Below are 14,511 nucleotides of genomic sequence, written 5' to 3'. Positions count from 1 at the left end.
TGGGGTTTTGTTTTGGGCGCTGGGAAAAGGCTGAGGCGGTCATCTCGGCCACCTTCAGTGCTAAAGTCCATACCTCGATATTGTTTTTCCCAAGGAAGCCGTTATGCCGGGTGCGACGTCCCTCAGTGCTGGATTCATGGTCGTTCACGGCAACCGGCTGGACGAACTGCGCAGCCTGGTGGTGAGTTGGATGCGCCGTTACCCCCTGGCGCCCCTGGAAAACGAAATCGCCCTGGTACAAAGCAACGGTATTGCTCAGTGGCTCAAACTGGCCCTGGCTGAAGACCCGGAAGACGACGACATGGGCGGCTGCGGAATCGCCGCCGCCATCAATGTTCAGCTCCCTGGCAGCTTTATGTGGCAGCTCTATCGCATGGTCCTGGGACGTGACGAAATTCCTCCCAAGTCCCTGCTCGATAAAGCTCCGCTCACCTGGCGCCTGATGCGCCTGCTCCCTGAACTCATCGGTCAACCGCACTTCGAGCCATTGCAGCGCTTTCTGACTAACGACACAGACCTGCGTAAACGCTACCAGCTATCGGAACGCCTGGCCGATCTGTTCGACCAATATCAGGTCTACCGTGCCGACTGGCTGGAAGACTGGGCCGCCGGCCGCCACCAATTGCGCAATGGTCGAGGGGAATCCAAGCCGCTCAATCCTGCCAATTGCTGGCAAGCCGAGCTATGGCGCGCGCTGCTCTTGGATGTCGGTGAAGAGGGCATGGCCGAAAGCCGCGCTGGCGTTCACCAGCGTTTCATCGAACGTATCAATACCCTTGAAGAGGCGCCGAAGGGCTTGCCTTCGCGGGTGATTGTCTTCGGGATTTCTTCTTTGCCCGCTCAAGCACTCGAAGCATTGGCCGGCCTGGCCCGTTTCAGCCAAGTCTTGCTGTGCGTGCACAACCCTTGTCGGCACCATTGGTCCGACATCGTCGCCGACAAAGACCTACTGCGTAACGAATACAAACGCCAAGCGCGCAAAGCCGGCATGCCGGTCACCATCGACCCGCAGACCCTGCACCAGCACGCCCACCCGCTTCTCGCCGCCTGGGGCAAACAAGGCCGCGACTACATCAGCCTGTTGGACAGTTACGACGATCCCAACAGTTACCGCGCTGCCTTCCGTGATGGACGCATCGATCTGTTCAGCGACAGCGAACCCACCACGCTGCTCAACCAACTGCAGGACGATATCCTCGAACTGCGCCCACTCAATGAGACTCGAGACCTGTGGCCCGCCGTCGACCTGGAGCGTGACGCCTCAATCCGCTTCCACATCGCTCACAGCGCCCAGCGCGAAGTAGAAATCCTCCACGACCAGTTGCTCCAACGTTTCAGCGCCGACTCCACGCTTCGCCCAAGGGACATCATCGTCATGGTCCCCGACGTTGACAGCTACGCGCCGCATATCCGTGCAGTATTCGGCCAGTTGGAAAGAAACGACCCACGTTTCATTCCCTTCACCCTGACCGATCAAGGCCAACGTGGCCGCGACCCTTTGCTGATCGCCGTCGAACACCTGTTAAAACTCCCCGACAGCCGCTTCCCCGTCAGCGAAGTTCTTGATCTGCTCGATGTCCCGGCCTTGCGCGAACGCTTTGCCATCAAGGAACGGGACCTACCTACCTTGCACCGCTGGATCGAAGGTGCTGGCATCCGTTGGGGTCTCAACGCCGAACAACGTGCTGGCCTCGGTTTGCCAAGCGAGTTGGAGCAGAACAGCTGGCGTTTCGGCCTTCGCCGTATGCTGCTGGGTTATGCCGTTGGCACCGGTGCTGCCTGCGAAGGCATCGAGCCTTACGACGAAATCGGTGGGCTCGATGCGGCCTTGATCGGCCCGCTAGTAGCGTTGCTCGACGCGCTCAGCGATGCCCATCAGGCCCTGTCACAACCAGCGGCTCCCCACGAATGGGGCGAACGTCTGCAACGCCTGATGCAACTGTTCTTTCTGCCCAGCAGTGAGCACGACGATTTCCTGTTGGGGCAGCTTGAGCAGCTCAGAGAAACCTGGCTGGAAACCTGCGAGTCAGTTGGCCTGCAGGACGAGTTACCGCTCACCGTAGTCCGCGAAGCCTGGCTCGCCGGCCTGGACCAAGGCCGTCTATCCCAGCGTTTCCTCGCCGGTGCTGTCAATTTTTGCACCTTGATGCCGATGCGTGCGATACCGTTCAAGCTGGTTTGCCTGCTCGGTATGAACGACGGCGATTACCCACGCGCCCAACCCCCGCTGGATTTCGACCTGATGGGCAGCGACTACCGGCCCGGCGACCGTTCGCGCCGCGAAGATGACCGTTATCTACTCCTCGAAGCCCTCCTGTCGGCCCGGGACCAGCTCTACATCAGTTGGGTCGGCCGCAGCATCCGCGATAACAGCGAGCGCCCGGCCTCCGTCCTGATCGGCCAACTGCGCGACCATATCGCCAGCGGCTGGCATAACGCACAAGCAGAACAACCACTGCTCGAAGCGATGACTCAGGAGCACCCACTCCAACCGTTCAGCGCCCGCTACTTCCACGCGGGCGATCCACTGTTCAGCTACGCCCGCGAATGGCAGTTACTCCATGAAATGCAGGTCGCGACGCCTGAACAAGACGATCTGGCACAACACCATCAGGAAGAACCCCTGAGCCTCGGCCAGTTGCAAGATTTCCTACGCAACCCGGTCAAACACTTCTTCAGCCAGCGCCTGAAAGTATTCTTCGAGGCGGCCGAAGTACCCTTGTCCGATGAAGAACCGTTTGTCCTCGATGCGCTGCAACGCTACAGCCTCAGCGACAGCCTGTTAAATGCAGCGCTGTCCCAACCCGATCACCTCGACCTGGCCCTCAACGCCCAGGCCTTGCGTCTGCAGGGGAGTGGCCTGCTGCCCATGGTCGGTTTCGGCGAATGCTTGCGCAACGAACTGATCGAGCCCTTGCCCGGCCTGCTGCAACGCTACCAACAGTTGCTGGCCCTCTGGCCCACTCCGCACTCCGGCGCCGAACCGATCAGTTTTGAGCATCAAGGCATTGCGCTGGAAGGCTGGATCAGCGGCCTGCATCGACGCAGTGATGGCGGATTGCTGAGTGTCACCACCATCCCCAATAGCATCGGGTCGATCAAGACACGCAAGTGGCATCGTCTGATCCGTCCTTGGGTCAACCATGTGGTGGCGTGCGCCTGTGGCCTGCCGCTGAGCACCGGTTTGGTGGCCAGTGACGACACGTTGCTACTGGCGCCGCTGGATAAACCCGCCGCCCAGGAAATCCTCCGCAACCTGCTGTTGGCCTGGCACAGCGCAATGAGAAAACCACTGCCAGTCGCCGTCAAAACCGCCTTCGCCTGGCTCAGCCAAACCGACCCGGCCAAAGCCCACGCCGCAGCGAGCAAAGCCTATGAAGGCGACGGCCTGACCACCGACGGCGAACGCCGCGAAACCCCGGCGCTCACCCGGCAATTCCCTGATTACGCTGCCTTGATTGCCAGCGAAGAATTCGAAGGCTGGTGCGAAACCCTGTATCGACCACTGATCAACGCCCCATGGCGATCACTCACAGGCGAGGAGGCCGGCGCATGAGCAGCAAACCCTTGGCCCTTGCCTTCCCGCTGCGCGGCAGCCAACTCATCGAAGCCAGCGCCGGCACCGGCAAGACCTTCACTATTTCCGCACTGTACCTGCGCCTGGTGCTAGGTCATGGTGGTGAGGAGTCCGGGTTCGGTCGCGAGTTGCTGCCACCGCAAATCCTCGTCGTCACCTTTACCGATGCCGCCACCAAAGAACTGCGCGAGCGTATTCGTATCCGCCTGGCCGAAGCCGCACGCTTCTTCCGCGATGAGATTGAACAACCTGATGCGTTGATCGCCGACCTGCGCGCGCAATACCTGCCCGAGCAATGGTCCGCCTGCGCCAACCGCCTGGACATCGCCGCCCAGTGGATGGACGAAGCGGCGGTTTCCACGATCCACAGTTGGTGCCAGCGCATGCTGCGCGAACACGCATTTGACAGCGGCAGCCTGTTCACCCAAACCCTGGAAACCGACCACAGCGACCTGCTTGGCGAAGTGCTGCGTGACTACTGGCGGCTGTTTTGTTACCCGATGCATGACGATGCGCTCAACTGGGTGCGCAACAATTGGGGTGGGCCCGCCGCCTTGATGCCTCGGGTGCGCGCACTGTTTGGCAGCGAACGGCCTGCAGATGAAACCCGTGAGCCAGCGGAACTGATCAACGCCTGTCTGCAAGAGCGCCGAGAAGCCCTGATACAACTCAAGGCACCTTGGCAGCAATGGGCAGCAGAGCTGCGCGATATCTGCCTGCAAGCCGTGGCCGCCAAAGCCGTCGACGGCCGCAAGATGCAAGCGCGTTACTTTGAGCCCTGGTTCGAAAAAATCAGTGCCTGGGCTGCCGATGAAACCCTTGAACAACTGGACATCGGCACCGGCTTCACCCGCCTGACCCCCGACGGTATGGCCGAAGCCTGGAAGGGCGACCCGCCGCAGCACCCCGGCATCGAGGCCATGGCCGGCCTCAAAGCCGCTCTCGACGCCCTGCCAACCCCTGACGCCGCCGTGATGCAACACGCCGCCGGCTGGGTGGGCAAACGCTTCGAAGAAGAAAAACGCCGTCGCGCCGAAATGGGTTTCGACGACATGCTGATCCGCCTCAACGCTGCCCTGCACGCAGAGGGCGGCGAGCGTCTGGCCAGCGTGATCCGCGAGCAATTCCCGGTGGCCCTGATCGACGAATTCCAGGACACCGACCCGGTGCAATACAGCATCTTCGACAGCATTTACCGCATCGAAGACAACCACCTCGACAGTGGCCTGTTCCTGATTGGCGACCCCAAGCAAGCGATCTATGCGTTCCGTGGCGCCGACATCTACACCTACCTGCGCGCCCGCCAGTCCACCACTGGGCGTCACCACACCCTGGGCACCAACTTCCGTTCCAGCCATGCGATGGTCGAGGCCGTGAACCATGTGTTCCAGCGCGCAGAAACGGGCCGGGGCGCGTTCCTGTTCCGCGAGCCGACAGGCGAAAACCCGGTGCCGTTCCACGCGGTGTTATCCCAAGGCCGCAAGGAAAAGCTGCAGGTCGATGGTCAAACATTGCCAGCGATGAACCTCTGGCACCTGCCCACCGACCAGCCTGTTTCCAATGCCGTGTACCGTCAGCAATTGGCCGCCGCGTGTGCCACGCGGATCGTCGAATTGCTCAACGGTGGCCAGCAGGGTACGGCCGGTTTCCTACAACCGGACGACAGCTTCCGCGGCGTACTGCCGTCAGACATTGCCATTCTGGTGCGCGACGGCAAGGAAGCCCAAGCCGTGCGGGCCGAGCTGGCCGACCGCGGTGTGCGCAGCGTGTACCTGTCCGACAAGGATTCAGTGTTCGCCGCCCAGGAGGCCCACGACCTGCTGGCGTGGCTCAAGGCCTGCGCCGAGCCGGACGTTGAGCGTCCACTGCGGGCCGCTCTGGCCTGTGTCACCCTGAACCTGTCACTGCCGGAACTGGAGCGTCTGAATCAGGACGAGCTGGCGTGGGAAGCCCGCGTGATGCAGTTCCGTGGCTACCGTATGATCTGGCGCACCCAAGGCGTGCTGCCGATGCTGCGCCGTCTGCTGCACGACTTCAAACTGCCGCAAGCCCTGATTGCCCGCAGCGACGGCGAACGGGTGCTGACCAACCTGCTGCACCTCAGCGAACTGCTGCAACAGGCCGCGTCCGAGCTGGACGGCGAACAAGCGCTGATCCGCCACTTGGCCGAACAGCTCGCGTTATCGGGCCAGGCCGGCGAAGAGCAGATCCTGCGCCTGGAAAGCGATGAGCAACTGGTCAAGGTCGTGACCATCCACAAGTCCAAGGGCCTGGAGTACGACCTGGTCTTCCTGCCGTTCATCTGCTCGGCCAAGCCGGTGGACGGCAGTCGCCTGCCGCTGCATTACCACGACGAACACGGCAAGTCCCATGTCAGCCTGCGTCCTACGCCTGAGTTGATCGCCCAGGCTGATGACGAGCGTCTGGCCGAAGATCTGCGTTTGTTCTACGTGGCCCTGACCCGCGCCAAACACGCCTGCTGGCTTGGCGTTGGCGACCTCAAGCGCGGCAACAGCAGCAACTCGGTATTGCACCTGTCAGCGCTGGGCTACCTGCTCGGCGCGGGTGCTGCGCTGGGTGAGTCAGCCGGCCTGGCGCGCTGGCTGCTGGACCTGCAGGAAGGCTGCCCGGCCATCCACTATGCACACGTGCCCGAGGCCCAAGACAGCGTGTTCCACCCGCCGCGCAACCAAGCGACTTTGCTTGCACCGCTGCTGCCCAGACGCAAGGCTGCCGAAAACTGGTGGATCGCGTCCTACAGCGCCTTGCGCATTGGTGAAAGCATGAGTGTCGCCAGCCTCGAAGCGCCCGAAAGCCCACAAGCGCAAAAGCTGTTTGATGACGAACGCCTCGACCCTGACGCGCCGCGTGAAGTGGCGGCGTCCGGCGGCGATATTCACCGTTTCCCACGCGGTCCCAACCCAGGGACCTTCCTTCACGGCCTGCTGGAGTGGGCAGGTGAAGAGGGCTTCAATGTGACGCCGGACGCCATCGAAAACGCCGTCGGCGCGCGCTGCAATCGCCGCAACTGGGAAGGCTGGATCATCACCCTCAGCGATTGGCTCGGCCACTTGCTGCACACGCCGCTGCCGGTGGACAACGCTCACGTCACCCTGAGCAGCCTGCAGCAGTACCAGATTGAAATGGAGTTCTGGTTCGCCAGCCATAAAGTCGATGTGCTCGCCCTCGACAAACTGGTGTGCCAGCACACCCATAACGGCGTCTCGCGCGTGGCTGCCGAACCGGTGCTGCTCAACGGCATGTTCAAAGGCTTTATCAACCTGACCTTCGAACACGACGGCCGCTACTACGTGGCTGACTACAAATCCAACTGGCTCGGCCCTGACGATTTGGCCTACACGCAAGCGGCCATGGAACAGTCGATCCTTGAGCATCGATACGACCTGCAATACGTCCTTTACCTACTGGCACTGCATCGCCAACTCAAGGCGCGTCTGCCGGGCTACGAGTACGACCGCCACGTCGGCGGCGCGCTATATGTATTCCTGCGTGGCACCCAAGCCGTCAGCCGAGGCGCGTTTTTTACTCGGCCTCCGCGTGAGCTGATCGAAGGCCTGGACCTGTTGTTCCAGGGCAAGCCCATCCCGCCCAAGGTTGAGCCCGCCTGGGAACAAGGAGTGTTGTTATGAGCCTGTCGCCCTTACCGCTGGAGGCGCTGGAGCCTCTGGACCGCGCCGCTGACCTGCTCCAGTTGCTGGACCGTTGGGTTGATCGTGGCTGGCTGCGGGCGTTGGACAAAGCCTTTGTCGGCTTCCTGCACGAACTCGACCCACACGCCGACCCGTTGGTGTTGCTGGCGGCCGCCCTGACCAGCCACCAGCTGGGCCACGGCCATGTGTGTCTGGACCTGTTCGAAACCCTCAAGGCACCGGACTTTGCTTTGTCTCTGCCGCCCGAAGGCGACCTGCAAACCGGCGCCATGCTGCTACCGTCGCAGTTGCTCGACGGCCTCGATGGCGCCCACTGGTGCCATGCGTTGGCCGCCAGCCCGTTGGTCGCCCTGGCGTTGGATGGCAGCGAGTCGGCGCACAGTCGCCCCTTGGTGCTGTCGGGCAAACGCCTGTACCTGCGCCGTTACTGGACCTACGAACGGCGCATCGACACCGCTCTGCGCCTGCGCCTGGCGACCCAGGAAGCCGTCGCCGCCGACTTGCCCCAACGCTTGAACGGCCTGTTTGACCAGCCGGCGCCCGATGGCGTGATTGACTGGCAAAAACTTGCCTGCGCCCTGGCCACGCGCGGTGCTTTCAGCATCGTCACCGGCGGCCCCGGCACCGGCAAGACCACCACCGTGGTGCGCCTGCTCGCCCTGTTACAAGCACCCGCGGTGGAAACCGGCAGCCCGTTGCGTATCCGCTTGGCCGCGCCCACCGGTAAAGCTGCTGCGCGTTTGACCGAATCCATCAGCCAGCAAGTGCTGTCGCTGAAAGTGCCGGAAAACGTGAAGGAAAAGATCCCGACCCAGGTCACCACTGTTCACCGCTTGCTGGGCAGTCGCCCCGGCACCCGACACTTCCGCCATCACCTTGGCAACCCGTTGCCCCTGGATGTGCTGGTGGTGGACGAAGCCTCGATGATCGACCTGGAAATGATGGCCAACCTGCTGGACGCGTTACCGCCCCATGCGCGCCTGGTGCTGCTGGGCGACAAAGACCAACTCGCCTCGGTGGAGGCCGGCGCCGTACTCGGTGATTTGTGCCGCGACGCCGAAGCCGGCTGGTACAGCCCCCAGACTCGTCAATGGCTGCAAGCCGTCAGCGGTGAAGACCTCGACGCCAGCGGCCTGCAAGAAGACCTCGACGGCAGCCATCCCCTGGCTCAGCAAGTGGTAATGCTGCGTTACTCGCGGCGTTTCGGCGAAGGTAGCGGCATCGGCCAACTGGCGCGCTGGGTCAATCAGCAAAACGCCGAAGAGGCCCGCAAGCTGCTGGCCGCTCGCAGTCACGGCGACCTGTTCTGTGTCAGCCTCAAAGGTGAGCACGACCATGCCCTGGAACGCCTGGTGCTGGATGGGCAGGGCGACGGCGCTGAGGGTTATCGCTATTACCTCAACCTGTTGCACAGCGCGCGTCCCACCCTCGACACCCCACGTGACAACCTCGCCTGGACCCACTGGGCGCAACAACTGCTGCAGGCCTTCGATGCGTTCCAACTGCTCTGCGCCGTGCGCAAAGGCCCTTGGGGCGTGGAAGGACTGAACCTGCGCATCACCGCAGCCTTGCGCAAAGTGCGGCTGATCGAGGGTGACGAACAATGGTACGAAGGCCGCCCGGTGCTGATGACGCGCAACGATTACGGCCTGGGGCTGATGAACGGCGACATCGGCATTGCCCTGAAGCTGCCCGAAAGTGACGGCGGCGACCCGGTGTTGCGCGTCGCTTTCCCACGTAACGACGGGCAAGGCGGCGTGCGATTTGTACTACCCAGCCGTTTGAATGATGTGGAAACCGTGTACGCCATGACCGTGCACAAATCCCAAGGCTCGGAATTCACCCACACCGCGCTGATCCTGCCGGACGCCTTGAACCCGGTGCTGACCAAGGAACTGATCTACACCGGCATCACCCGCGCCAAGCGCTGGTTCAGCCTGATCGAACCCCGTGGCGGAGTGTTTGAAGAGGCCGTGCGACGCAAGGTCAAGCGCTTGAGTGGGCTAATGCTGGAGTTGGGTCAGGAGTCAGAAATTTCTGATGCTGTGCTATCGTTGCGGCATCACTCCGAAAACACCTGAGAGTATCGCTGCATGAACGTGGCCGTCTCGCCCACAGAGCGAAGTTTGAGCTGGAGACGCCTGCTGCTTGTGGCGGTTTTGTGGCTGCTGGCGCCCTGCGTGTTTGCTGAGGCCCCAGGCCCGGCTGTCCAACGCGCCCAGGCGGTCACCCAAGTGGTCCTCGGCATCCTCAGCTATGCCCGCTGGCCCGTGGAGCCTGCACAACTGCGCCTGTGCATCGTCGGCCCCACCCAATACACCGACGACCTGATCAAAGGCACCACCCAGGCCACCGGCCGTCCGGTGGTGGTGCGCCGCCTGTTGGCCGACCATCCCGACATCGTCAGCGCCTGCGACGCCGTGTACATCGGCAAACTCAGCACGGATGAACGCAGCCGCCTGTTTGCCTCGTTGATCGGTCACCCGGTGCTCAGCATCAGCGAAGGCGGCGACCAGTGCACCGTCGGCAGCCTGTTCTGCCTGCGGGTGGGCGATGAGCAAGTGTCGTTCGAGGTCAACCTCGACTCGGTGGCACGCAGCGGCGTGCGTATTCACCCCAGTGTGCTGCAACTGTCCCGTCGCCGGGCGCCGGCCTCATGACAGCCGTGATTGTGCGCCCAACCCTGCGCTCGGTCATTGGCCGAGGGCACCTGATCCTGGCGCTGGTGGCCGTGACCCTGGCCAGCGTGTCCCTGACCCTGCTTGGCGTGTTGGCGCTGCGGGTCTACGCCGAACACAACCTGCACCTGATCGCACGTTCCATCAATTACACCGTCGAAGCGGCGGTAGTGTTCAACGACCGCGCGGCGGCCACCGAGGCGCTTAGCCTGATTGCTTCTACGGAAGAAGTGGCCCAGGCCGATGTGTTCGATGCCAGCGGCAGGCTGCTGGCGCATTGGGAACGCCCGGAAACCGGCATGCTTTCACGGGTTGAACTGGCGCTGGCGCATACCCTGCTTGAACAGCCCATCAGCCAGCCGATCCTGCACCAGGGCCGTACCATCGGCAGCATCCACTTGACCGGCCACGGTGGCAGTTTGCTGCGCTTCCTGCTCAGCGGGCTGGCGGGCATCCTGATCTGTACCGTCCTCAGCGCCTGGGTTGCCCTGCACCTGGCGCGCCGGCTGCTGAAGGGCATCACCGGGCCGCTGCAAAGCCTCGCCGCGGTGGCCCACGCTGCGCGCAGCGAACGCGACTTCGACCGTCGCGTGCCACCGGCGCGCATCGCCGAACTCGACAGCCTGGGCAGCGACTTCAATGCCTTGCTCGGCGAGATGGAAGCCTGGCAAAGCCACCTGCAAAGCGAAAACGAAACCCTCGCCCACCAGGCCAACCACGACAGCCTCACCGGCCTGCCCAACCGGGCGTTCTTCGAAGGCCGGCTGATCCGCGCACTGCGCAGCGCTGCCAAGGTCAACGAACGGGTCGCCGTGTTGTTCCTCGACAGTGACCGCTTCAAAGACATCAACGACAACTTCGGCCATGCCGCCGGCGACGCCGTGCTGGTGGCCGTCGCCGACCGCGTGCGTGCACAACTGCGTGACGATGACCTGGTGGCGCGCCTGGGCGGTGATGAGTTCGCCATCCTGCTGGCGCCGCTGCACAAAGTGGAGGATGCCCAGCGCATCGCCGACAAGATCATCGCCAGCATGGACCTGCCGATTGCCGTGCCCGGCAATACTCACGTATCGACCTCTTTGAGCATCGGCATCGCCATTTATCCCGATCATGGTGTCACTCCCGGCACCTTGCTCAATGCCGCTGACGCGGCGATGTACCAGGCCAAACGGTTTTCTCAGGGCGGCCAGCAAACGGCAGAGTCGGAGCACTTTACCGTCAACACTCAACACAGGAGTTGATCCCTTGTTCTCGACCGCGCGCGTTTTATTCATCTCATTGCTGGTGGCTTTCCTTGCCCTCGGCGGTTGCCAGACCGCCCCACCCAAAGGCCTGACCCCGGCGCAGGTCGCGGTCCTTAAACAGCAAGGCTTCGAACTCACCGACGAAGGCTGGGCATTCGGCCTGTCGGGCAAAGTACTGTTCGGCAGCGACGTCGAAACCCTCAACCAGCCCAGCACTGACATCGTCCAACGCATCGGCAAAGCCCTGCTGGGCGTGGGCATCGAACGCGTGCGCGTCGACGGCCACACCGATGCATCGGGCAAGGAAATCTACAACCAACAACTTTCCTTGCGCCGCGCCAAAAGCGTCGCCACGGTGCTGCAAGGCGTGGGCATGAAAGAAGAAAACATTCAACTGCGCGGGTTGGGCAGCGCCGAGCCCGTGGCGTCCAACACCACGGCGGCGGGGCGTACGGAGAATCGTCGGGTATCGATTGTGGTCATCGCGGACTGAGTCGCCTCACCCCTCTCAACTTGAAATGCAATCAAAGTGTGGGAGGGGGCTTGCCCCCGATAGCAGTGTGTCAGCCTGTACATTTGATCTGACACTCCGCTATCGGGGCATAGGTATCTACACAACTGCCTCTTGCGCTGCTGTTGCTCTGGCTCTGGCTTTTGATCTTGATCTCAGGCGCCCCGTAAAACACGCTGGCCGAACGCAGGCTTGAATCCGTGGGTAACCCGGCAGGACGCCGGGTTAGCCGCGCTGGGCCAAGGATGGCCCATCGCGGCGGCCCACGGATTCAAGCCGGAGTGAGGGCACACCGAGCCTAAGCGAGGTGCCGAGTGTTGGGGCGAAGGCCTTTTGGTGGACTTGTTCCCTCGCAGCGGACGCCAAGAAGCGATATTTTAATCGCAACCTTGGAGGCACCTATGTCACAGCAAACCCGCCGCAGTTACACCGACGACTTCAAAGCTCAGGCAGTGACACTCGCTGAAAGCATTGGTCGAGGAGAAGCAGCTCGACAGTTAGATATCTCGGTCAAAACCTTAGGTAATTGGCTGGACGCCGCACGCAACGGGCGTCCTCTCAGTTCTCCTGCCCGGCATCCGGTCTCTGACCTGGAAAGCGAGCTGGCCCGGCTTCGAGCTGAAAATGCCACGCTTAAAATGGAACGAGAAATCCTAAAAAAAGCGACGGCGTTCTTTGCCAGAGAGTCCAACTGAGATACGCCTTCGTCGCCCGTGAACGGACTCGCTTTCCAGTCAGGTTGTTATGTCGAGTGATGGAAGTCTCGGTGTCGGGCTTTCACGGCTATTTGAAACGCCGGGAACGTCCTGATCCAGACGCTGAAATTCGCCTGGAAATTCGTGCGATTCATCATGCCAGTCGCGGCACTTATGGGCGCCCGCGGATGGTCAAGGCACTTCATAACCGATCTTTTTCAGTTGGGCATAAGCGAGTGGCCCGGTTGATGCGAGAAGAAATGTTGCGAGGGAAAATCAAGGCTCGGTTCAAACACTCGATGGATAATCGGTATATCCAGCCAATTTCCGACAACGTGTTGAAACGACGTTTTTCTGTGACAAGCCCAACTCCCGCGTGGGTGGGCGATATCACCTATATTTCGACGCGTCAGGGGTGGCTATATTTGGCCGTGGTGCTGAGCATCCAAACACGCCAGGTACTCGGTTACAGCCTGTCGGAACGGATGCCTGAGGGTCTGGTGCAGCAGGCTTTTTTGAACGCCTGGACGAATACACCAGTTGATCAGGGTGTAATTTTTCACTCTGATAGAGGTCGGCAATACACGGGCAGCGGTTTTCGCAGCATGATCTTGGACAGGGGGTTTGTGCAAAGCATGAGCCGTAAGGGCAACTGCTGGGATAACGCTGTAGCAGAGAGCTTTTTTGCCACACTCAAGAAGGAAGAAGCTACCGGTGTGTATCCCAGCAAAGCACAGGCTCACGCATCTATCGCGAGCTACATCCATGGTTTTTACAACCCGACACGGCTGCACTCGGCGCTGGGATACAGCTCACCTAATGACTACGCAAAGCAACTGAAGCAAACTGCTTAACGCTCGCTTTATGGCGTACGTTTTGAGGGAGCAAGTCCATGGTTACTTTTGTGCCTTTACAAAAGTGACACGCCGTAAGGGCGTAACCCTAAGTAGCCGTTACCGCAGAAACGGATATGTACTCGGTCAGATCCAACATCCTGGTCGGCTGTCAAGCCGCCATCGGGGGCAAGCCCCCTCCCACATTTAAATCGCGGGCATCAATTAGATACGCGTCGGCTATCAGGTTGTCACGGGAGCAAGCCCCCTCCCATATTTAACTGCGGGGCGTCATCGCCTGGCTCAAGTCATCCACCACGGCCTTGCTCATCTCACGTCGTCGCTGGCCCTTTAATCCGCAAACCTGATCTCCCGCGTCTCCCCCATCAACAACCCCTGGTTCTGCTCCGTCACTTCCCGGATGTAGTCCCACAACAACGTAATCCGTTTCAGCTTGCGCAAGTCCTCCCGGCAATACATCCAGAACTGCCGCGTAATCGCAATCTGCTCCCCCAGCACCGGCAACAACCGTGGATCCTGCGCCGCCAAAAAGCACGGCAATATCGCCATCGACCGGCCTTGCTGCGCCGCGACGTACTGCGCAATCACGCTGGTACTGCGCAAGCTCGCGCTGGCGCCGGGCACTACGTTCGCGAGGTACAGCAGCTCCGAGCTGAACGCCAGGTCATCCACATAGCTGATAAACGGATGCTCGGCCAAATCCGCCGGTTTGCGGATGGGCGGGTGTTGGTCGAGGTAGTCCTGGGTCGCGTACAGCTGCAATTTGTAGTCGCACAGTTTGCAGCACACATACGGCCCATGTTCCGGGCGTTCCAGGGCGATGACGATGTCGGCTTCGCGCTTGGACAGGCTGATGAAGTGGGGCAGGGGCAGGATGTCGACCGAGATGGCCGGGTAGGTGTCGACGAAATGGCTCAACTGCGGGGTCACGAAGAAGCTGCCAAAGCCTTCGGTGCAGCCCATGCGCACGTGACCGGACAGCGCCACGCCTGAGCCGGAGACTTGCTCGCAGGCCATGTGCAAGGTGCTTTCGATGGACTCGGCGTAACCCAGCAGGCGCTGGCCTTCTGGAGTGAGCACGAAGCCGTTGGTCCGGGATTTTTCGAACAGCAACGTGCCGAGGGACACTTCCAATGAACTGATGCGCCGCGACACGGTGGTGTAGTCCACCGCCAGGCGTTTGGCGGCGACGCTTGCCTTGCGGGTGCGGGCCACTTCGAGGAAAAACTTCAGGTCGTCCCAGTTAAGGGAGCCCAATGATGTGATGTTTTTTTGCATATT

9 protein-coding genes are annotated in these 14,511 nt (G+C 61.5%); 8 read left to right on the top strand and 1 reads right to left on the bottom strand.

What is annotated here, in order from left to right:
* Positions 1-103: 103 nt before the first annotated feature.
* The 8 genes from recC (at position 104) to AB3G88_RS23735 (ending at position 13,230) form a co-directional block, all read left to right on the top strand.
* Positions 104-3,556 (top strand): exodeoxyribonuclease V subunit gamma, encoded by a 3,453-nt coding sequence (gene recC, locus AB3G88_RS23770; protein WP_480451921.1) that lies wholly within the window; start codon positions 104-106, stop codon positions 3,554-3,556.
* Positions 3,553-7,227: an exodeoxyribonuclease V subunit beta gene (gene recB, locus AB3G88_RS23765; protein WP_480451919.1), complete on the top strand. Its 3,675-nt coding sequence runs from the start codon at positions 3,553-3,555 to the stop codon at positions 7,225-7,227. Before recC ends, recB begins: the two co-directional genes overlap by 4 nt.
* Entirely contained in the window at positions 7,224-9,329 is a 2,106-nt protein-coding gene (gene recD / locus AB3G88_RS23760) for an exodeoxyribonuclease V subunit alpha (protein WP_191960080.1), read from the top strand. The genes recB and recD overlap by 4 nt, the downstream gene beginning before the upstream one ends.
* Before the next feature lie 12 nt (positions 9,330-9,341).
* The gene (gene yfiR / locus AB3G88_RS23755; protein ID WP_112196745.1) at positions 9,342-9,908 is read left to right on the top strand and encodes a regulatory sequestration protein YfiR; all 567 of its coding nucleotides are present in this window, start codon (positions 9,342-9,344) and stop codon (positions 9,906-9,908) included.
* Entirely contained in the window at positions 9,905-11,167 is a 1,263-nt protein-coding gene (gene dgcN, locus AB3G88_RS23750) for a diguanylate cyclase DgcN/YfiN (protein WP_480451917.1), read from the top strand. The genes yfiR and dgcN overlap by 4 nt, the downstream gene beginning before the upstream one ends.
* 4 nt (positions 11,168-11,171) lie before the next feature.
* Entirely contained in the window at positions 11,172-11,663 is a 492-nt protein-coding gene (gene yfiB, locus AB3G88_RS23745; protein WP_099587223.1) for an outer membrane lipoprotein YfiB, read from the top strand.
* A gap of 419 nt (positions 11,664-12,082) precedes the next feature.
* Positions 12,083-12,376: a transposase gene (locus tag AB3G88_RS23740; protein WP_064452164.1), complete on the top strand. Its 294-nt coding sequence runs from the start codon at positions 12,083-12,085 to the stop codon at positions 12,374-12,376.
* Positions 12,373-13,230 carry an IS3 family transposase gene (locus tag AB3G88_RS23735; RefSeq protein WP_218573960.1) on the top strand — a complete coding sequence of 286 codons (858 nt, stop codon included), beginning with the start codon at positions 12,373-12,375 and terminating at the stop codon, positions 13,228-13,230. Before AB3G88_RS23740 ends, AB3G88_RS23735 begins: the two co-directional genes overlap by 4 nt.
* A 330-nt stretch (positions 13,231-13,560) precedes the next feature.
* Here the strand turns inward: AB3G88_RS23735 and AB3G88_RS23730 are convergent, their stop codons facing one another.
* Positions 13,561-14,508: a LysR family transcriptional regulator gene (locus AB3G88_RS23730; RefSeq protein WP_099587226.1), complete on the bottom strand. Its 948-nt coding sequence runs from the start codon at positions 14,506-14,508 to the stop codon at positions 13,561-13,563.
* Positions 14,509-14,511: the final 3 nt, after the last annotated feature.

It is taken from the genome of Pseudomonas arvensis (genome assembly GCF_056688935.1).
The sequence above is the reverse complement of the archived record's forward strand: the minus strand, read 5'-3'. Positions and strand labels throughout refer to the sequence as shown.

Bases quoted from the DNA above. Each gene is read 5' to 3' on its own strand.
- AB3G88_RS23730 (WP_099587226.1), bottom strand. From the start codon at position 14,508: ATGCAAAAAAACATCACATCATTGGGCTCCCTTAACTGGGACGACCTG.
- dgcN (WP_480451917.1), top strand. From the start codon at position 9,905: ATGACAGCCGTGATTGTGCGCCCAACCCTGCGCTCGGTCATTGGCCGA.
- recC (WP_480451921.1), top strand. From the start codon at position 104: ATGCCGGGTGCGACGTCCCTCAGTGCTGGATTCATGGTCGTTCACGGC.
- recB (WP_480451919.1), top strand. From the start codon at position 3,553: ATGAGCAGCAAACCCTTGGCCCTTGCCTTCCCGCTGCGCGGCAGCCAA.
- recD (WP_191960080.1), top strand. From the start codon at position 7,224: ATGAGCCTGTCGCCCTTACCGCTGGAGGCGCTGGAGCCTCTGGACCGC.
- AB3G88_RS23740 (WP_064452164.1), top strand. From the start codon at position 12,083: ATGTCACAGCAAACCCGCCGCAGTTACACCGACGACTTCAAAGCTCAG.
- yfiR (WP_112196745.1), top strand. From the start codon at position 9,342: ATGAACGTGGCCGTCTCGCCCACAGAGCGAAGTTTGAGCTGGAGACGC.